12 protein-coding genes, 3 tRNA genes and 1 pseudogene are annotated in these 18,707 nt (G+C 64.5%); 6 read left to right on the top strand and 10 right to left on the bottom strand.

Features of this window, described 5'->3' with window-relative positions; all coding sequences use genetic code 11:
* Positions 1-24: 24 nt before the first annotated feature.
* Positions 25-843: an alpha/beta fold hydrolase gene (locus D7Y13_RS08965; protein ID WP_120583570.1), complete on the top strand. Its 819-nt coding sequence runs from the start codon at positions 25-27 to the stop codon at positions 841-843.
* A gap of 79 nt (positions 844-922) precedes the next feature.
* Positions 923-1,924 carry an extracellular catalytic domain type 1 short-chain-length polyhydroxyalkanoate depolymerase gene (locus tag D7Y13_RS08960; protein ID WP_120583569.1) on the top strand — a complete coding sequence of 334 codons (1,002 nt, stop codon included), beginning with the start codon at positions 923-925 and terminating at the stop codon, positions 1,922-1,924.
* A gap of 58 nt (positions 1,925-1,982) precedes the next feature.
* Here D7Y13_RS08960 and D7Y13_RS08955 read toward each other — a convergent pair whose 3' ends face one another.
* On the bottom strand, positions 1,983-2,861 hold the full coding sequence (locus D7Y13_RS08955) for an N-acyl homoserine lactonase family protein (protein ID WP_120583568.1): 879 nt from the start codon (positions 2,859-2,861) through the stop codon (positions 1,983-1,985).
* 2 nt (positions 2,862-2,863) lie between these two features.
* Positions 2,864-3,442 carry a TetR/AcrR family transcriptional regulator gene (locus D7Y13_RS08950; RefSeq protein WP_120583567.1) on the bottom strand — a complete coding sequence of 193 codons (579 nt, stop codon included), beginning with the start codon at positions 3,440-3,442 and terminating at the stop codon, positions 2,864-2,866.
* A 359-nt stretch (positions 3,443-3,801) separates the two neighbouring features.
* Between D7Y13_RS08950 and D7Y13_RS08945 the strand changes: the two genes are divergently transcribed.
* The 3 genes from D7Y13_RS08945 (at position 3,802) to D7Y13_RS08935 (ending at position 4,059) form a co-directional block, all read left to right on the top strand.
* A tRNA-Pro gene (locus tag D7Y13_RS08945) sits at positions 3,802-3,876 on the top strand.
* Between the two features lie 16 nt (positions 3,877-3,892).
* Positions 3,893-3,968 (top strand) — tRNA-Leu (locus D7Y13_RS08940).
* A gap of 19 nt (positions 3,969-3,987) precedes the next feature.
* A tRNA-Asn gene (locus D7Y13_RS08935) sits at positions 3,988-4,059 on the top strand.
* Positions 4,060-4,846: 787 nt separating this feature from the next.
* Here the strand turns inward: D7Y13_RS08935 and D7Y13_RS08930 are convergent.
* Genes D7Y13_RS08930 through D7Y13_RS45160 form a run of 3 tightly spaced genes read right to left on the bottom strand, consistent with a single transcriptional unit; the run spans position 4,847 to position 8,117 of the window.
* The gene (locus D7Y13_RS08930) at positions 4,847-6,697 is read right to left on the bottom strand and encodes an AAA family ATPase (protein WP_120583566.1); all 1,851 of its coding nucleotides are present in this window, start codon (positions 6,695-6,697) and stop codon (positions 4,847-4,849) included.
* Positions 6,694-7,203 carry an ABC-three component system middle component 2 gene (locus D7Y13_RS45165; protein ID WP_147444289.1) on the bottom strand — a complete coding sequence of 170 codons (510 nt, stop codon included), beginning with the start codon at positions 7,201-7,203 and terminating at the stop codon, positions 6,694-6,696. The genes D7Y13_RS08930 and D7Y13_RS45165 overlap by 4 nt, the downstream gene beginning before the upstream one ends.
* Positions 7,200-8,117, bottom strand: coding sequence for an ABC-three component system protein (locus tag D7Y13_RS45160; RefSeq protein WP_147444288.1), 918 nt, complete (start codon positions 8,115-8,117; stop codon positions 7,200-7,202). Before D7Y13_RS45160 ends, D7Y13_RS45165 begins: the two co-directional genes overlap by 4 nt.
* A 1,275-nt stretch (positions 8,118-9,392) precedes the next feature.
* Here D7Y13_RS45160 and D7Y13_RS45155 point away from each other — a divergent pair.
* On the top strand, positions 9,393-11,570 hold the full coding sequence (locus D7Y13_RS45155; protein WP_147444287.1) for a hypothetical protein: 2,178 nt from the start codon (positions 9,393-9,395) through the stop codon (positions 11,568-11,570).
* Between the two features lie 338 nt (positions 11,571-11,908).
* Here the strand turns inward: D7Y13_RS45155 and D7Y13_RS08890 are convergent, their stop codons facing one another.
* From D7Y13_RS08890 to D7Y13_RS08870, 5 genes and pseudogenes are all read right to left on the bottom strand, one after another.
* A complete protein-coding gene (locus tag D7Y13_RS08890) occupies positions 11,909-12,064 on the bottom strand; it encodes a hypothetical protein (RefSeq protein ID WP_233595530.1) in 156 nt (51 codons plus the stop codon).
* A 176-nt stretch (positions 12,065-12,240) separates the two neighbouring features.
* The gene (locus D7Y13_RS08885; protein ID WP_120583558.1) at positions 12,241-13,287 is read right to left on the bottom strand and encodes a phospholipase D-like domain-containing protein; all 1,047 of its coding nucleotides are present in this window, start codon (positions 13,285-13,287) and stop codon (positions 12,241-12,243) included.
* Between the two features lie 1,388 nt (positions 13,288-14,675).
* Positions 14,676-16,010, bottom strand: a complete 1,335-nt coding sequence (locus D7Y13_RS08880; protein ID WP_120583557.1) for a hypothetical protein — start codon at positions 16,008-16,010, stop codon at positions 14,676-14,678.
* Positions 16,007-18,208 carry a hypothetical protein gene (locus tag D7Y13_RS08875; RefSeq protein ID WP_120583556.1) on the bottom strand — a complete coding sequence of 734 codons (2,202 nt, stop codon included), beginning with the start codon at positions 18,206-18,208 and terminating at the stop codon, positions 16,007-16,009. The genes D7Y13_RS08880 and D7Y13_RS08875 overlap by 4 nt, the downstream gene beginning before the upstream one ends.
* Positions 18,198-18,686 (bottom strand): annotated as a pseudogene (locus tag D7Y13_RS08870) (hypothetical protein); the annotation flags it as partial. The gene D7Y13_RS08875 and the pseudogene D7Y13_RS08870, both read right to left, overlap by 11 nt.
* Between the last annotated feature and the right edge of the window lie 21 nt (positions 18,687-18,707).

Below are 18,707 nucleotides of genomic sequence, written 5' to 3'. Positions count from 1 at the left end.
CCCGAGGCTGAAGAGGCCCTGACGATGCCCACGTTTCGCACCCCGGAAGGCGTGACCCTGCACTTCGAGGCGACTGGCGAGGGCACGCCGGTGCTGCTGCTGCACGGGCTGGGTTCCTCGGGGCGCGACTGGGAGGACGTGACGCCGCGCCTCTCCGCGCACCACCACGTCGTCGTCCCGGATGCCCGGGGCCACGGCCACAGCGACAAGCCGGCGGGGGCCTACGGCGTGGCGCTCTTCGCCCGCGACATCGCCGCGCTGTGTGACGGGCTGGACCTGTCGTCGGTGCACATCGTCGGGCTGTCCATGGGCGGGATGATGGGCTTCCAGCTCGCGGTGGACCGGCCGGACCTGGTGCGCAGCCTGGTGGTCATCAACAGCGGGCCGGACATGGTGCCGCGCACCCTGCGCCAGCGGTTCGCGTACCTGACGCGCCTGTTGGCGCTGCGGGCGCTGGGGCCCCGGGGGCTGGCGAAGCTCGTGGCGAAGAAGCTGTTCCCCAAGCCGGAGCAGGAGTCCCTGCGGCAGCAGGCGGTGGAGCGACTGGGCGCCAACGCGCCGGACGTCTACCTGCGCGCGACGAAGGGGTTGCTCGGGTGGAGCGTCCTTGCGCGGCTGAAGGAGGTGGCCTGCCCCGTGCTGGTGCTGCACTCCGAACGGGACTACACGCCCCAGGCCCAGAAGCAGGCCTACGTGGACCTGCTCGCGAAGGCCCGGCTCCAGGTGCTGACGGACTCCGGCCATGCCGCGCCGGTGGACCAACCCGGACAGGTCGTCGAGGCGGTGGAGGGCTTTCTCCGGGAAGTCGAAGGCCCCCCGCGCGACGCCCTCCATACGGGCTGAGCGGAACCTCCGGGCTCCGACGCATCCGCAACTTCCCGAGGCCGCATCCCGCGGCCTCGTTGAAGCAGGAGGCAGTCAGATGTCGGTGACTCGGAATGTCGGCGCCCTTTGCCGGGCGGTCGTGGGGTTGTGCGCGCTGTTCGGAGTGCTGGGTGCCAGTCAGGCCCAGGCGGGCTCGTGGGTCCATGGCATCTACAGCGGCAACGGGGGAACCCGGAGCTACCAGCTCTGGGTTCCCACGGGCTACCAGCCCGGGGAGCGGCTCCCGCTGGTCGTCGGGCTCCATGGCTGTCTCCAGAATCCAGACCAGTTCGCAGGACTGGCACGGCTGAATGAGAAGGCGGACCAGGAGAAGTTCCTGGTGCTCTATCCCAATCAGGCCATGCTCGCCAATGGCACCCAGTGCTGGAACTTCATGTTCTCCATCAACCAGGAGCGGGGCGGTCTGGAGCCGTCAGTGATTGTCGGCATGGTGGATTGGGTGAAGGGCCACTACACGGTGGATGAGCGCCGTGTCTACGTGGGGGGCGTCTCCGCTGGCGCGGTGATGTCGACCATCCTGCTGGCCTGCTACTCGGATGTCTTCACTGCGGGCATGGTGGGCGCGGGCGCGATGTACAAGGCAGCCACCACGGCCTCCGGCAGCCTCTTCGCCATGAAGTTTGGCAGCATCTATTCGCCGGACGACCGGGGGTATGACGCCTGGGCCTGCTCCGGCAAGCCGCGCCGGAAGGTGCCGGTGCTCGTCGTCCACGGCACGGCCGATGATGTCGTCAATCCCATCAATGGCACGCAGACGGTGCGCCAGTTCCTCCAGACGAACGACTACGGAGACGACGGCGCGAACAACAACAGCGTGTCGAACTCGCCCACCCAGACCTATTCCGCCACCTCGCCGGGAGGCCGCAAGTACACGGTGAGGAACTACGTCACCGGCGGAGTGCTCCTGGTCCAGCAGTATGAGATTGAGGGCATGGGCCACGCGTGGCCGGGCGGAAACTCCGCCTATCCGTTCGCGGACCCCGCGGGGCCCGACGGCACCACCATCATGTGGGACTTCTTCAAGCAGCACTCGCGCTGAAGTCCCGGACCGCGAGCCCGTGCCACCGTGCCCCCACGGTGGCACGGACGCGCTTCGCTCACTCCAGAGCCGAGGGGAACGCCGGCAGGGCTTGGAAGTCCTCCGGAGCGTGCTGCACGATGAAGTGTCCGTGCGAGCCCTTCAGCAGGGCCTCCACGCGGGTGATGGAAGCAAGGGTGTCCTCGCGGCTGGTGTTGAACGCGGGCACCCCATGTCGCACCCAGTTCTCACGCGTGTGACAGAGGTCTCCCGAGAGCACCCGGGTCCCCGCCTTCCGGAGCCGGAGCACCAGGGACTGGTGTCCGGGCGTATGGCCCGGAGTGGAGACGATGCGCACGCTGCCATCGCCAAAGACATCGAAGTCCCCCTCTAGCAACTGGACCTTCGCGTCACGCCAGGAGGAGAAGGCTCCCGGGTCCACGCCCAGGGGTGCTGGCGTCTGGGTCGCCCATTCAAACTCACGCCGTTGCACCAGCCACGTCGACGCCGTGAACGCATTGGCATTGCCGGCATGGTCGGCATGCAGGTGGGAGAAGCCCACGTAGCGCACGTCCGCGGGCGTCAGTCCCAGCCGGGTGAGCTGCGCGCCCAGGGATGTCTCCAGCCGCAAGCGATTGCCCACCGGGTCCTCCGCGCCGCCCGCCTGCCGGGCCAGGGCATCGCTCAGCCCCGTGTCCCACAGGAGCGTGCCGCGAGGGTGCTGGATGAGGAAGCAGGGAACGACCAGCTCGCCGGGACGTCCTCCCGGTGGACTGTGGTCCGCGAAGAACCCCATGTCCTTCACGTCGATGTGGCCACAGTCCAGCGCGTAGAGGCGCACGACGGGAAGGCTCGCGGCCTCCGGTGCTTCGCCAGACACCGGAGAACGGTTCGCGCACGCGCCCGTGACCATCCCGAGCAGGAGCGCGACGAGTCGGATGGGAGGGATTCGGGGCATGCTCAAAAGACCTTCAGGACGGTGTCGACAATCCGCTCCAACCGCGTGGCGTCCTGGGCTGTCTTTCCGAGCACGCGCAGTCCGGTGAGGGTGTTGAGCAGCAGGCTCGCCAGCGCCTCCGCATCCAGGGAGGCCGCCAGTTCGCCGGTGCGCTGCCCCTCCTCGATGACGGCCAGGAACGCCGCCTCGGTCTGGTCGAACATGCGAGCGGCAAGCTTCGTCGCGGCCTCATCACGCCCGGCGAGCTCGATTGCGGTGTTGATGGCCATGCAGCCCCGGCGCTCCGGATCCGCGAGGTCCAACCGGATGATGGCCAGCATCAGCCCCCGCAGGCGCTGTCTGGCCGACCCCGGCTGTTTCAGCAACGCGAGCAGCTTCACCGACTCGTGTTCGAGGTAGTGGCGCAGCGCGTGCTCGAAGAGGCCGTGCTTGCTGTCGAAGGTGTTGTACAGGCTGCCCCGGCCCAGCCCCATCCGCTCGCCCAGCTCCTGCGGCGTCGTGCCCGCGTACCCCTTCGTCCAGAAGACCTCCATCGCCTTCTCCACGACGGCCTCGGGCTTGAACTTCCGTGGGCGTGCCATGACGGCCTTGTACGTATTTTGTACCTCCAGGTCAAATACCCCTTCAGACAGCCGGAAGCGGGCGGGCAGGCACGTCGTCGCAAGGACTTGTCAGGGCCGGATTTCCGCGGCGTCTCTCATCCCCGAAAGGAGCGGTGCCCATGACGACGCGCAACGAACTGAACCCGAATCCTCTACCCGACCCGGTCCCCGCTCCCGACAGCCTGGAATGGGCGATCGCCTCCTTCCACGGCAGTCCACCCGGCACCTGACCCCGCCTCCTTGGAACCCAGGGAAGACGCAGGGCCAGAGGCCGGGCTCCCGAGGGGGGACCCGGCCTCAGTCATGTCCGGGTCCTCCCTCGATGCTCCACTTCACATCGGGACGTAGCTCAGTCTGGTCAGAGCGCGCGCCTCGGGCGCGCGAGGTCGCTGGTTCGAATCCAGTCGTCCCGACTTCTCTCAGCATCACGCCGGGGTAGCCCAACCTTGGTAGAGGCGCCGCGCTCAGAACGCGGAGGTTGCGGGTTCGAATCCCGCTCCCGGCAACGCCGTCACGCAACACCTTCCAGGATGGCTCAATGGCAGAGCACGCGGCTGTTAACCGCGGGGTTGGGGATTCGAGTCCCTCTCCTGGAGCTGAACGAAGGGCCCTACCAACCGGTAGGGCCTTTTTGTTTTACACGGGCCTCGCGATGAATATCGCGGGGCCTTCGTGCTTAATCCGCTGAATCCCAAGGGATTTTGGCTCGCGGTGCTGAAGAGGGCCCTCTCGGCTCTCCACCCTGCAGAGCGAGATACCCCTCTTTTCCGTCGCCGGTTCGGCTCTCTGGAGCGCTCTTTCACCCGTTTTAGGGAGAGAGAGGCCGAGAGTGGTTAACAGTTTTGTTAACCACCACGGGCGACCGATTCTAACAATCCAGGGCTTTCGATGTCGTACCTTCCAGGGTTGCTTCGCTTCCCTGTCTCTAGGGCGGCTCGGAGCCTTTCAGCGACGGATTGGCCCCTTGTGGCTGTTAACCGAGAGAGCGAAACGCGGCGGGCACCTACCGGGTGCTCACGATTTCGTCGCGCGGCGCAGACTCTCCGAGACGGCTCTCAGACTGTCTCGGCCGCGCTTCTCGACCGGCACAGCCATCTGTCCCTGCCTCTCTGCTCTTCTCCACGCGGGGCGCGTGCCTCCGAAAGAGACCTCTGGGCCACAATGACAGCCCGAGGATGCGCCGACGTTCGCCCTCTCCTGTGCTGAGCCTTCCAGTGCCCGCGCTGCCCCGGGCAGAAGCGGTGGGCTCGGAGCAGCCCACAAGGAGTGCCGCGAAAGGGACCTACGTTGGCGCGTGACACGGCGAACGGGTTGTACCGGGCGTCGGGTGCCTCGCAGTCCGAACGGGGCTCTGGGCGCCGTGCCGCGAAGCCACGCCGAAACTCAAGCAGCGGTCCCCGCCTCCGGAATGAAGCCTCTACGCCCCTGGTCGTTCCCGGTGAAGAGCACGACATTCACGTCGCCGATGGCTCCGTTGTTCGGAAGCTGCTTGCTGTTCTCGATGATGATGACCTGCGCGTCGGCGAAGGACGACCTCACGCTCTCCCAGAAGTGCTTCTTGAGTTCCTGTGGGAACGAGGCTTCGTCTGCATCCGGCTCTTCATAGACGATCAACGGGGAATCGATGAGTACGAAGTTCGGGAACGGACGCTCGTCCTTCACGCAAAGGCGCAAGAGCGCAAGGTTGAATGCTGCCCTAATAATCGCACGAACGCCCTTTCCGTGGCTCTTCCGTGCACGACCGGAGATGACGACATCTTGGTCGTTCTCGCTGAAGGAGACTCGATCAAGGTTCGGGAAGTGCCAGGCCTGCAAGAGCGCTTCGACCTCTCTGCTGAAGGGGTCGGCCTGCGCGGTGCTCACCGCCGAACTCGGGCCCTCGGCTCGTTCCCTCTTCTTCGGTGTGTTCGCCTCCTCGAGGAGCGCTTCCATTTCCTGGGCGCGCTCGAGCAGGTCGAGTGCCTTGCGAGTGGTTCCCTCCTCTGCTCGCAGCTCATCGACCTTCTTCGTGGCAACGTCAACGTGCCGTTCCAGTAGAGACTTTAGCTCTGCTGCAATTGCATCGACCTCTTGTTGCCGAGCCGCACGTACGCTTCGGAGCTGCTCTGCCTCGGTGGCGGTCGCTACGCGTGTCGCCTGCAGATCCTGAAGGAGTTTGAAAGTCTTGGCGGATTCCGCCTTACACGCCTGGAACACGTCTACAGGAGCGAGCTGCACTTCTCGGTGAGCATTCTCGTGGTGCTCAGCGAGGGCACCGCACATTGGGCAGCGCTCTTCCTTAAGCTGGTCGAGGCGCACGCCCGCCTCGGCAATCGCTTCCAAACGTCGAAGGTCAGAAGAGTACTGCTCCTGCAGCAGATCGAACCGCGTCTGCAACTCGGCCATGACCGCGAGCTTCGAGTCTACGACGCGCAGTGCAGTCCACGCTTCACGCCGCTTCGCCTCCAGCGGTGCTGCACTTGCCTGCGCGGCATTTCGTTCGGACATGGCCGTCTGCAGCGCAGCCTCGATGCGTGCGAGGCGGTCGCGCTCGTCGGTGAGGCTTCCAACGTCGCCTAGGTCAGATAGCCGCTCGCGAGCACTTATCAGCAGGCTTTCGAGGAGCTCGGCTTTCCCTGCTTGGCGCCCCTTTTCAACCTTCGGGTCTTCCTTCGCGATCACCGATGAATCGTCGGTCCCCGTGAGGAGGAGCCGGAAGACACCACTCTCAACAGTCTTGGATGTGTGCTGTCCGCTCAGCACGGGCGAGGCATCCTTGATGACCGTCACTTCGTCGATGATGACGAGCCGCGCGATGTCGCGGAAGCTTAGCGGGCGGGTCTTGCCTTGCTCGTTAACTCGAACCTTCTTGCCACTCAGCCCTGATAGGTCGAGGAGGAATTGCGAGACCGAGTCCTCCTTGCCCCCTCGGTGCTTGGCCGCGAGGATGCGGTCCGATTGGCCTTCAGTTGTGCAGCGGACCTCGCCGCCACGCAGACTTCGCTCAAGTTTGTAGACTCGATGGTCTTGGTGCGACTCGATCTCGAGGACGACCGTTGTGTAGCCCGCAGCCTCAGGGATGGCCTTCGGCACCTCACCGCCACCAAGGGCGTAGTCAAGACACTGGGCGATGAAGCTCTTTCCCGTGTCCGAGGGCCCAGCGATGACATTGAGGCCGCGGGTGAACACCACCTCGGCAGACGGCTTGCCGGGACCGGTCAATGAGAGTCGACGAAGCGCGAAGCCGAACTTCACGATGCCTCCTCTGCCCAGAGGACAGATTCCATCGCGAACTCCGCCCCCCATGTGCCGATGCTCTCGCGAACCATCGCGTCAAGTTCTGCGCCATCCAGCAGCCCAAAGCTATCAACAACCCAGTCAGCCCGCGAGCGAAGCCCCTTGAGGTACTCGCTGCTGAGCGCATCAAGGAAGCCGCCGGACCTATCGGTTGCCGAGAAGAAGATGCCGCCCTCCTGGAAGGCGCGAAGGATGAGCCCCCGGCTCTCGTAGAGCGAGAGCCCATCCTGCAGCACGCCGCGACGCACAAGGATCTCGCCTCCTCGATGAGGCGTCCGCGGATGCAAACCGGTAGGACCACCAGGTACGTCATCGGAGTGGACCAGCAGGTAGTCGAAGACCACCAGTCGCTGAAGCGCGTACGCCGCCGGGTACGCTGCCGTGAGCACGCAGAGCGCGCGAAGCCCAATCTCCACTGGCCCGTTGAACGGAGTGACGAAGTGACTCGGGTTATCTGCTGTCATTTGACCCACCGGAACTTCCCGTTGTTAGCAAGCTGGTGGCAAATACCGCCACGATCTCGATTGTGGATGCGGGTACTTAGCGGGTGGCTGTTGAGAGGAAGGAGGCGTGCGGTCTTCACTACAGCCAGGACACGACGGTAGCCATCCGAGTATTCGCCCCGCAGGTCATCCTTAATGCCCGAGTGGACCTCGTCTTGGAGCTTCTCGAACTCACCTGGAGGCAGCGTGTCGCGAGAGAACGTTCGCAGGCCCTCGGCGCTATAGAACTCAATGCGGGCGTCAGCGAAGTGATCGCGAATGTCATCGTACCCCGCGAGGTCTTTCTCGACGTCGTTCACATCTTTCTTTAGATGCTCGGCATAGGCGCGCCGGAGTTCACCAACGAAGACGGTTTCGTTGTCCGTCGGCGCCGCTGGGGGAGTGAGCGGTTCGGGACGCAGAGGAAGCCCTCCTCCAAATCGGGCCGCGTACCAGCGAGTCTTCGCGTGCGCGTCGAGGATCCGCAGTACAGGCGTTGCCTCGAAAATGGCGAAGTTGAGGCTCGCGATGTGCGCCTCCATCGCTGCGTCGCATTCGACCACCTCCTTCTTCGTGATTTTCGTTCGGCAAGCCGTTTTCCAGTTGGCTAGGAGTCCAGTGCGCAGCGCCTCCGGCTTCTTCAGGAGGTTCGATAGCTTGGTGCCTGCCCCTCTCGGCGCGATGAAGTAATAGCGGCGTGGGTACGAGTAATCACCACGCTTCGTGTAGTACGCGAGCTTCCCCAACTCGATCCAAATGTCGTTGGGCTCCAACGAGGCCTTGTAGTGCTTACACTGGTAATTGTCCCATGCCCCGGTGGTCCCCCCTTTCACCGTCGCAATGACGTCGCGCCCCATGTCCCCTGCGCTGCCGCATCGTTCGACGAGTTCGTACATGTCGCGAAGTGAGTCGACCCACTCTTGGACGAAGCGCTCCCATTGCTCCGCGCTAAATAGCTTAATCCGGTCCTCGGGGTGCACCGGCAGACCCGACGCGACGACATCCGCAGCCAGTCCGGGAGGCGGCGCTGGCGGCCGAGGGATTGGAACTGTCGTCGGTATCGGCTTCCTCACGCGGCTGCCTCCGCGTTGTCGAGGCGTAGCACCTCGATGATGAACCGAGTGCGGTGCATGGTCGTCTCCTGATCCACAGGTATGAGCAGGCTGGGCCTGTACCGAAAGTCGCAGCCCTCTGGAACCAAGCGCGCCCCATTCGCCGTCAGAGCCCACCACTGGAACGTGAAGCAGCCAAGAGGTGACTCGTCCGGCGACTCACGGCACATGCGGAGGTACTCGCCGTGCTTGGAGGCGGACACGCCAGCCGCACCGATGTGCGACCAGAGGCCCCACGACCCGTCGGGCGCGATGCAATTCATCGAGGTCCCGAGAGCCTTCGCGACGAAGAGGTTGAGCCAATTGCCCTTTCGGGCTTCGCGCTAGAAACGCCCGACCTTCTGTGGATACCGCCCCTCCAAGAACGCCATCGCTGCATCTGCGATGGAGGCAGAAAGGACGGGGGTGGTCGAGGAAGAGAGGCCTGACTCATGCCGGGATGATGGCGCCTTCCCTACTCCTCGCGTCAAGCGTGGACGCCGGCCGGCTCTTGGTGAGTCTCTCTGGTCTCCAAAGACCCACTCGAAGAGCCGCTCTGTGCCCTCACGTCTCTGTCTGCGCCCGCGGGCAGAGGCTCTCCAGAAGTCCCTTGTCCGCGCCTTCGGGCGCGGCGCGTTCGAAGGCACCGCCGAGCCGGCTGGTCCATACCACCTAGGGGTGATTCCCTGGCGGCCGGCAGCTCCTCGACTCACCATGGGGAGATGGCTACTGTCTCCAGGAAGCGTTGAGCGTCAAGGTAGATGTCGCGTGAAGGGGTTCAGCCGATGCGCTTCAGCTCCTGCACTTCCGGTGAGGGGTTGAGGCGCACGGGGCCCGCTGGCGTCCAGTCGCGCGTGTCGCGGCTCCAACGCTCAGGATGACGTGCGCGAGCGCGCTGGTACACCTGGTGGCGTTGGGCGAGCAGCGCGACGTCGAGGCCGAAGTGCCTAGCTCGCCCTGCACGCAAAACTACCGGGTACGAACTGTCTCACTCACGTTGGCAGAGAGAGCACTCCCAGGAATGCCGCTGGCATGTGGGTTGGACGTCGGCAGTGTAGACTGCGCCAAGAGGGGTACTCCATGATTCCCGCGGAAGCATTCAAAGGCAACGTTGTGGCGCAGTTGCACTACGCCGCAGGACTCTCTCCGGAAGAGGCTTCTGTCGTCCTCGAAAGTCGGCTGGAGGACCAGACGTGGACAGCTACGGCTGCCCTATGGGTCGAGGTCGCGTGCGGGGTCGACAGACGTTCCGGGCGCAGCGGCATGGCCACTGCTCTGGTGGCTAGGCTGGCCCGACAGTTGATGGGAGTACCCATTAGCGCCGACCTTCATGACTTCCTGCCGCGCGTATTCGCGGAGCTCATCGCCGCCCCTACTACCGCAGCCTCCATTGGACCAGTCCTCGATCCGCTGGTGGGGTGGATTGCGCAGAGCGCCAAGGCTGGAGACGCGGGACTGGTGGCCAAGATCCTGAATGCCACCCGGAGCCATCTCTCAAGTGTTGCCGGCAATCGAGACTGGCAAATTGAGAACATCAGTCAGCTCCTCGGCCTCCACTCACAAGCAGAATCCAGCAAAGACAGAACAGCACAGGAGCAGAGCGCACAAGAGCAGCGCCTCCTGGAGCTGCGCCGACGCACCGATCTGCTCAGGTCTTTCGTTCCCCTGGCTCAGTGGATGATCGAAAAGGGCGCAGCGGAACTTCGCCAGCCAGGGCAGGGGCCACTGCTCGTCATGCTGTTGGAGTGCCTCGCCGAGGGAAAGCCTGCGGAGCTTCAGCTCGTTCTTCGTTTCCTCTCTCTTCACGCCAGACCAGAGGAGGGCGTCGAGACTCAGCACATGGAACTCTTCTGGCAGGTGGCGGAGCGTGTGCTCGAGGAAGGTGCTACAGGTACGCTCATTTGCGAGTTGGTGGCCGCGATGTACCGTGGAAACTGGTGGGCCGAGCACTGTTCCCATCCGCTGCAGGTTCCGAAGAAGCTGCCTCGGGCGAGCCAGGCCATTCTCCAGGGACTCGTCGAGGGGCGCTTCGAGGCCATCGCCCATGGCGCCAACGAGCGCTTTCATCCAGTCACTTGGCGGCTGGCTTTTCAGCATCCTCCAGGGCAGTCAAAGCCCTTGCGGTTCCTCGATGTGCCTCCTCTATCCCGCGCGCTGGAGATTCTGGGCACCGCAGCAAGTGAAACGAACGCGCCCACAGCGGTGGCGGACTGGGCACACTATCTGGTCAAAGAATGGATTCGTCTTCATGGGCTGCGGGCCAGGAAGGACTTGGAGCCGCTCTTAAAGCTTACGGCCCTGCCGGGTCTGGGCGCGGCGGTGGCCATCGGTCTTGAGGAAGCACTCAAGGCGGCCCCCCCGACGGACGACACGCCTCTAGCGTTGCGAATTCTCCACGAACTTGGAGGGACCCCGGACGCCCTCCGAGCCGTGCTCACCCTCGAGTTGGAGCGGCCTGACTTCACCCGTCGCGCCACAGCCTCTCTGAGTTGGCTCCAGGATGAGTTCCGCCGAGTCCTTCACCTACCGTGGACCGAGCCCGTCTTCGGTATCGATCTGCCTCGGATGTTCCAGGGGGCGAGAGACGTGCGCTTCGCGGCTCTGCCCCAGGCGGCTCAAGTCGAGGTGCGCGGCGACTGCGTCACCCTTCACGAGCCGAGCTATCAGCAGCTGGTGGCCAGCATCTCTGACAGGGAAGAGCTCCTGGCTACCGCCATGCTGTACTTCCTGCACGAGTGGGTTCACGTGCAACAAAACATTGGTCAGAAGCGCATGGTGGACCTCCTGCGAGAGGCGGCGGGCGAGTCGACGCTGATGCAGTTGGACCTGTCGGCGGACCATGCCGCGGCCCAGCTCACCCGGCGCGTTGAGCCTCGGTGGAACTTGGCCTGGCTCAAGGGCCTTCAGAGCCGCTCCCTGCTCAGCTACCCGGCCGGGCGCGGTCACACCACCGCATCGCGGGGCCGCAAGACTACCCGGTTCATCTCACTGCGGCTCGACTACCTTGTACGCACCGCGTCCCGCACTCCGGGCTGGTTCTCGAAGCTTGGTGAAGGTTACGTTTTCGTGGATCTCAGCCCAGGAGGCGGTGCCATGTTCCTCCTCGTCAGCGGCCCACCTCTCTCCGTCGTAGACCACACGCGCCTATCATCCGAACAGGCCGCCTTCCTCACCGCAATCATGGATGAGCGCGAGGAGAAGGGCGACAGGCTTACTGATCTCGATGCGCTACTTCGGATCAGCTTTCGGGTCAGTTGAGCCGGTGTAACGGGCCGGGGTCATGGATCGCAGCCGGGGTCGGCCAAACGGATCGCGAATCCTGATCCATCAGGACTGGCCGCTGGCGGCCGGTTGCCCTGGGCCCGCGCGCGGAGGGAGGGTCAAGGGCGCAGAACCGTTCAGGTTTCGGCGAAGCCGATCCTTGATGCTCCCGAGCACCCGGGCTCCTTTTTCTGCTCGATACCACGATCCGAGAAGGTGACCCGCGAGCGATCCGACAGGACGGCCCATGACAATGTGCGGAAGGAAAGAGCCGCCAAGCGCGCCCGTCGACGGGCGCCCTGGCCCCTATAGCTTCTGCCTCGCCGCCTCCGCAATCAGGGCCGGTACCGCTCCGCCTCATGGATGAACTGGGTGAGCGAGTAGTCCAGCAGCGACTGGCGGGACTGCATGTACCGGCGAGTGCGTAGGAAGGGCAGCCAGACGCGCTTCCCAACGCGCACCTGGAACTCCTCCGGCTTCTGCCGCAGCACCCACGTCCCGCCCAGTCACCGCACCGGCACGTCACCTAGGCAGGCCCTGCGAAAGCTGATGCATCCGAAGCAGGAAACCTGATTCCGACCAATCTGGAGTCTCAACAATCCGGTGCAATAAAGAACGGCCAAGCGGGCTCCATTCAGTTGGTCCCCTCTCTTGATTGGGGCCAGTTCTAGCGTCCCTCGGCTACCGACATGTCCATCAGCGCGGAGGCTACGGAGCTTGCGCCCGCCCTGAGGATGCGCTCGGTACACGAGAGCGAGTCGATGCGATTCACCAAACCCAGTTCCCGCAGCCGACGCCGGTTCGTCATATTCAGTCGGATCGTGCGACGAGGGCTGGAGACGATGGCGAAGTACCGCCCGTCATGTTCGGTCGCGAGTTCGACCTCCCGGAGAATCCGTTGGAACTTGAGCGTGCGGTCCTTGGGCCGACCGCGGAGATCCATCACCCAAAGATGCCGGGTTCCCAGCTGAATTCGGTCGAAGGTTCTCTTCGAGCTAATTCCAATAACCTCCTCCGCCCGCCCGACCCCTTCTGCTTCGAGGGCCCTGACGGTGGCCTGCGAGAGCGTTCCATAGATGGGAAACCAGAGGACGGTACCGTCGCCCACCAAGTCGGGCGCCCTGTTCGAGTCCTGACCAAACTCCTTGAACAGGCTCTTGCCGAGACGCGACGCCTTGTCGAAAATGATTTGAGGAGACTTCCGTTTTGCTCTGTACGCAGCGATTACCTCATCGGTCAGCCGTTCGGGGTAGGCATCCTCCCAGGCCCTCCGGAAGGCATCACGCTCCCCGGAGGCGGTCCTGGACTGCAACTTGTCGGTCACCTCAACCACCAGTTCGCCCACACCTCCCAGCCCCTTGGCGGTAAAGTTTGCCGAGCCGGTGAAGGTAACCACGCTAGAGGTACCCCTGAACGAAAGGTGCTTGGCGTGAAAGCCCGGAGTTTTCGCCACGCGGAGTTGGACACCAGGGGCCCGGCGCAGTTGGCGGAGAGCCTCAGGTTCAGTTACACCTAGCCATAGCCCGACCAGCACGCGGACCTGCTGGGTCCTCTTACTGCCTTGAAGGTTCAGCATGAGCTGCAGGACCTGCTTCGCCCCCGCTTTGGTCAGAAAGGCTGCTGCAACGTCAAGCTGCCGGGACTTCTTGGCGGCCTTGACCATGGCCTCGGAGAGGGTCTCAACATCCCGAGAGTCGAGGTAGCGAGCTTTCATCTGACGAGAAGCCTACCGTCCCAGTCTAGACCTGTGCCTATCCAAAATTCGGTCGCTGCGTCATGGGTGCGCCACGACCACATTGGGCAGTGCGTCAAGGCGAGTGAGCGAGGCGCGGGAAGGGCATCGTCAACTCAGTGCGCCCGCCGAGGCAACAAATTCCCTGACACAGGGGACAAGGACTGCGGCTCCGCGCACAACTTGACGGGCATCGGTGGGACTCATGCGTCCTGTGAAACGGGACGAAGTGTAGGTCCAGCCCCGCTTTTTCCGCTGTGCTCGCCGGGCGTCGCACCTCCGTGCGGGTCAGGCCTCTTCTGACTTGAGAGCATTCTTACGCGACCCTTTTGCCAAACTGCTGCCCTCTGGGAGGCGGTGCTCTTTGTCATGACAGGGCTCGCAGAAAGGAAGGAGGTTGTCTGGCTCGTGCTGACCTGAAAAGCCTCGCCGTTGATGATGGAAGACCGCTCCTCGTAGGCCTTTGAGCGTTAGGCTGGTAGAACACCCATGCGCCTGGCACCGGAAACTATAGTGCTCCAGACTCCTTTTTCTATCCGAGAGTGATGCGTTGGTCCGGTACGGATTGGACGCCGATTGGTGAAAGTACCTCATCTCGAGAACGACCGCCTCTGGAGGAAGCCCATGCTTGCTGGAGAGGTCTTCCACCAAAGCATAAAAATCCTTCCAGCACGCGTCTCGTTGCGCTCCTGTGGCGCCCGACTGCATCACCGTCGAATCGCTCCTTCCCGTCCTGCGACCCAACGTGGGCGATTTGCCGGGGGTGCTGCCCGGTCCCACGACGTATGACGCGAGCCATCTTGGGAAGTCGGAACTCGAATGAACCCCGCTCTTCAGCCAGGACTTGCTGGTTTCGAAGCGCTTGAGGAGGACTTGCAGAGGAACCTCCACCCGGGCTTCGGGGAGGGTGAAAGCAACTTTGTCAGAGGGATTCAACCCCAGCGTATCGTTGAGCGTTATCCGAAAATATGGCCTGAGGCCCAAGTCCTTTAGCATTTCGGAAACCCTTTTCTTTCCCTCCCCCGTCGGGAGCATCACGTAAAATGCAAACGGCGCCAGTAGAATGGACTCGACACACGCCATATAGTCCTCTTCCAGGACAACCAACCGTTATCCCTACCCAAATTCGGTTGCTGCGTCATGGATGCCTCAAGGCTACATCAAAACGCGGCTCATACCATTGACCAACGCGCCGGTGCGACCGTAATAATGACGTGCGCAGTTGCGAGAACACCGGCATATGGGGCAGCACCCAGGGCGCAGGCCGGCTGACTCAGCGCATGGGAGGTGCCCACCGGCGCGCACTTGCCGTACCACGCTCTACGCGCCAGCAAGCACAACATGGGATGTATGGAGACAGCAGCGCCAAGTCAGGCCCCGTGCCTCTCCACCACCCGGAAGAACTGGGTGAGCGAGTAGTCCAAAAGCGCCTGTCGGGACTGCATGTACCGGCGGGCCCGGAGGAAGGGCAGCCAGACGCGCTTGCCCACCCGCACCTGGGACTCCTCCAGCTTCTGCCGCGGCACCCACGTGCCTCCCAGCCGCCGCACCAGCATGCCGCCCAGGAAGGCCCCGATCGCCGGAGCCGTGTGCTCGTCGATAAGGTCCCGCTCATACCGCTCCGGGAAGCTCTCCCGCCAGAAGTAGAAGTCGAGGTCCGTGAGGGACTCGGGCGTCGCATCGAAGATGCTGGGCACATTGGTATGCAGCGCAGCTACGAGGCTCTCGGCCAAGTCGCCGTAGTAGCTGCGGACGCGCTCTGGGTTCTCCACATCTGAGGGAAGGCCGACTGGTAGCCACTCCTCCGGCACCGGCGGCCGGAACGCGTTGAGTTCGGCAATCTTCCGCTGCCGCTCGCTGATGGCGAACTCGTCCGGCAGTCGCGAGAGGAAAGGCGCCACGTCAGGGTGGAAGCGTGGCTCGACGGGGACGAGCGCGGCGCTGCGCTCTCTCAGCATGCGCAGCACCGTGTCGAAGTCGAGGTCCGGCCGCAGGTGGACATGCGCGCGGGCCTGGGCAACACGCGCCTCGTCGCTCGCGAAGTCCGCGGCAGTCGGCCGTAGCACCAGGAGGACGGAGCCGTTGGGAAGCTCCTCCACGAGGTACGCGGGCGTCGAGAGCATCCGCTCTCGGCCGACGGACTCCACCAGCTTCGGACCGAAGACGTTCAGCCAGAATACGTCGTAGACCGTGTCGGTCCCATACCTCTCGCACGTCTCGTCATCGCGGCCAAACCGAGGAAAATCAGCCGACTGCCTGTCCGCTGCACTGTGCGCCACAGCATAGGGAACTGGATACATCGAACCCCATCCGCGAACTGCCTTTACGAACTCCTGGCAGCGCTCCTGTTCCGAAAAGAAAGATACGGGCTGCACATCAAGCCAGATGCGTATTTTCGCAGGAGTGAGCGCAAGCCCAAGATCAATCGTCAACGAGACGGCCGGGAAAGTCGTGCGATACAAACCAACTGTCGAACCGTACCGATCTTGGCGCTCTTTCAGAGCCATCACGACAGCATCACGCGAATATCTACGCGGCCGACTGCCCTTTACAACGTCGGGCATCCAATCACCCGCATACGACTCAAGCCCTTGCAGAAAGGGCTCCAACTCACGCTCTAACGCATCATGATGGCTGAATGACCCGTCGAACGAAAACCTCAGCGTATCTTCAGCGTTCAGGTCTTTAAGGGTCAGCAGCTTCATTGAAACAAGACCTCCACTCCCTTGACATCCTCTTTGACGTTCCTCACCGCACTCGTCAGCATGTCCGTATCGCTTGGCGCAAGCTTGCGTTCATAGACGAGGCGGACCCTTTCGACCTTTACCGGCATACCACGGAGCTTGAATTCAGGCCGCCTAATGTCCACCGTCTCTCCGTAGTACAGCAAGGCGTCGCCCGCATCTGCTCTCATCTGCGCCGTCAGCTCACTCCTCCCCAGGCGATTGAGCTCCCGGCTCTTGAAGCTGAACGTCTCTACGCGGGGCTGCGAGCCAGCAGAGGGGCCCTCCTCGATGACGAGCACATCCGCGAAGCGCAGGTCCACCTTCGCCACCCCCACGTGCGTCGCGATACGGGGCCGGTCGAAGTCCTTGAGCCATCGCCGCTTCGCCCGCGGTAGGGCCGCGTCCGCCTCCAGGATGGCGACCATCTTCCGCTCGAAGGCTAGGCCCCGGGCGTACCTGTCACGAACGAACTGGTAGCCAGCCCACTTCAGGGGCCCCTTCTCCGCGATCCCCTCCTTGATTTCTGCGGCCCTCGTCTCCAGGTACGCCACGTAGTCGGCCCAGAGGGGCTCCGCAGTGACTTCGGTGGGAGCCGCCCTCCGCAGAGCCTCGCTGTGCTTCTCCAGCTCTGCCACGTTCACCGACAGGCGCTCCCCGGGAAACTCCGCCTCCAACTGCTTGAACTTCGCCTCCGCCACCTCGGCCGGAAGTCCGGCCGCCTCGGGAGGCACGGAGGGCCGAGTACCTCCCCTTCTCCCGGAGCCCCCTCCTGTGGGCGTAGCACTCGTGGGCTCGTGATACCGCACGGCCAATGTGGCCTGTGCCTGCGCGGCGTTGCCTCGCGCCTCGTACAACGCCAGCGCGCCCGCCTCGCCCCACTCCGCCACCAGAATGGCTGCGTCCCGGTCCTGCTGGAGGTAGCGCGCCAACTCCCCCACGACGCTCTCCCCGACTCGCGCCTCCAACCTCTCCAGCACCGCCTTCAGGGACTCCACACGGGACACCACCGCCTGGAGGCGAGCGCGCTCCAGCCGGGAGACGCCAGCTTCACGAAGCGCGCGCGCCCCCTTCCCTCCCGCATACAGCCCCACCATGAGGGCCGCGGGCGCCAACTGCCGCGTGGCCTCTTCGTACTCACCATTGGCGAGGGAGGCTCCGCCCTGCGCCGTCCCCGCCGCTAAGTGGTAGAAGCCTAGCGGCGCACCGAAGGTGAGGTGGTCGAAGGAAGCCAGGGCCACGTTGCTCGGTGCGAAGGCCCCCAGGAGTTGGGCGTTCTCCACCTCCCGGTACGCTTCCTGATAGGGCAGTGGAAGCTGCGCGGGCAGCGCGGACGCATCGATGCTCCGGCTTCCGCCGACGAGGGGAATGGAGGCCGCGACGTCATCTACGGCCCGTCCCAGCCCGCGCGCGATGTCGCCAGCGCGGAAGTCCCGCTCTGGGAAGGCGGTGAGGGCCATGCCCCGCTGCTTCAGCTCCTCGCGCACCACCTCCATGCCCCCCAGGGCGCGCTTGAGCAGTTTGTCCTCGGCCAACAGGCGCAGCAGCTGCCGCACCTCGTCGTCGTGGGACGTGTGCAGGACGAAGAGGGCGAGGACTTCCGCCTTGGCCAGGCCGTGCTTCTCGACGGCGGTGGAGAGGAAGGCCGCGCGCTTCCGGAGAAGGACGCGGGCAGCCTCGGCCTCCAGGGGCCCCAGGGAGCCCAGCCGGACGGCGTTCCAGTCCGAGAGGGCCTCCACCAGCCGGGGCATGTCCGCCTGGCGCTGCAAGGCCAGGAAGGCCGCTGGCGTGGTGCACTCCAGGAAGGGCGCCAGCACCGCCTCCTCCGAGTCCAGGTGCGGCCAGCCCATGGGGACGTCCCCGCACACTCCTGCCAAGGCCCCCACCACGCGCAGGGGCGCTGTCTCTCCTCCGCCGGGATTCGGGGGAGACTCCATGGCCCGGCGGCGGTGCAGAAGCGGTCCGTCCGCGGACTCCTCGTCGAAGTCCTCAAGCGCACCGTCCTCGGGGAGACTTGCGACGGCACCTCGCCCCAAGGCCACCATGGGCGCCGCGCCCGAGACGGCAGCTAGGGCGCCTCCAGGGCCCGCCCGTGGGGGCAGCGAGGCACACCCCGACGTCAGGAGTACCAGGGCCAACACCAAGTCCGCTGCCCCGCGCGGCAGTCGCTCAGCGCGCATTGTCCACCCCCAGCCCCACGGCCGCGAAGGCCCACGGCCGCAGCGTCCCTTCCACCGTCGGGAACAGCAGCGTGCCGCCCTGCCCCAACGCGTAGAGGTTGCCTCCCAGGAAGCGCCACCGGGCCTCCCCCGAGACGACGTAGCGCGCTCCGGGCTGGCCCATGGCCGTCGCCAGCCCGCCGACACCCAGACTCAAGTCCCGGTGGAAGAGCTGCACCTCCGCGCGCCCGTCCACGTCCACCCGGCTCCAGGAGAAGGCCTCCACTCCCAGGGAGAGGAAGAGGTGTCGCTGGCGCATGCCACTCAGCCGCACCGCGTCCCAACTGAGAATCACCTCCCCGTAGGCGGAAGCCCCCTCCGGAAAGGACGCCTCCGCCAGCGGCACTGAGACCGGGCCCGCCACCTGGAAGCGCGCCAACTCGTAGTCCGGGCCGAAGGCGCCCTGCCGGAAGCCCCCTCGCTGAAGGCGGGCCTCCAGACCTATCTCTTATACACATCT

Origin of the sequence: Corallococcus praedator (genome assembly GCF_003612125.1) — a bacterium.
GTDB lineage: Bacteria > Myxococcota > Myxococcia > Myxococcales > Myxococcaceae > Corallococcus > Corallococcus praedator.
This window is presented reverse-complemented; position numbering and strand designations above follow the sequence as displayed.

Coding starts and splice junctions, on each gene's coding strand:
- D7Y13_RS08950 (WP_120583567.1), bottom strand. CDS start 3,442: ATGGCACGCCCACGGAAGTTCAAGCCCGAGGCCGTCGTGGAGAAGGCG.
- D7Y13_RS08880 (WP_120583557.1), bottom strand. CDS start 16,010: ATGAAGCTGCTGACCCTTAAAGACCTGAACGCTGAAGATACGCTGAGG.
- D7Y13_RS08875 (WP_120583556.1), bottom strand. CDS start 18,208: ATGCGCGCTGAGCGACTGCCGCGCGGGGCAGCGGACTTGGTGTTGGCC.
- D7Y13_RS45165 (WP_147444289.1), bottom strand. CDS start 7,203: ATGACAGCAGATAACCCGAGTCACTTCGTCACTCCGTTCAACGGGCCA.
- D7Y13_RS08965 (WP_120583570.1), top strand. CDS start 25: ATGCCCACGTTTCGCACCCCGGAAGGCGTGACCCTGCACTTCGAGGCG.
- D7Y13_RS08955 (WP_120583568.1), bottom strand. CDS start 2,861: ATGCCCCGAATCCCTCCCATCCGACTCGTCGCGCTCCTGCTCGGGATG.
- D7Y13_RS45160 (WP_147444288.1), bottom strand. CDS start 8,117: ATGTACGAACTCGTCGAACGATGCGGCAGCGCAGGGGACATGGGGCGC.
- D7Y13_RS08885 (WP_120583558.1), bottom strand. CDS start 13,287: ATGAAAGCTCGCTACCTCGACTCTCGGGATGTTGAGACCCTCTCCGAG.
- D7Y13_RS08960 (WP_120583569.1), top strand. CDS start 923: ATGTCGGTGACTCGGAATGTCGGCGCCCTTTGCCGGGCGGTCGTGGGG.
- D7Y13_RS45155 (WP_147444287.1), top strand. CDS start 9,393: ATGATTCCCGCGGAAGCATTCAAAGGCAACGTTGTGGCGCAGTTGCAC.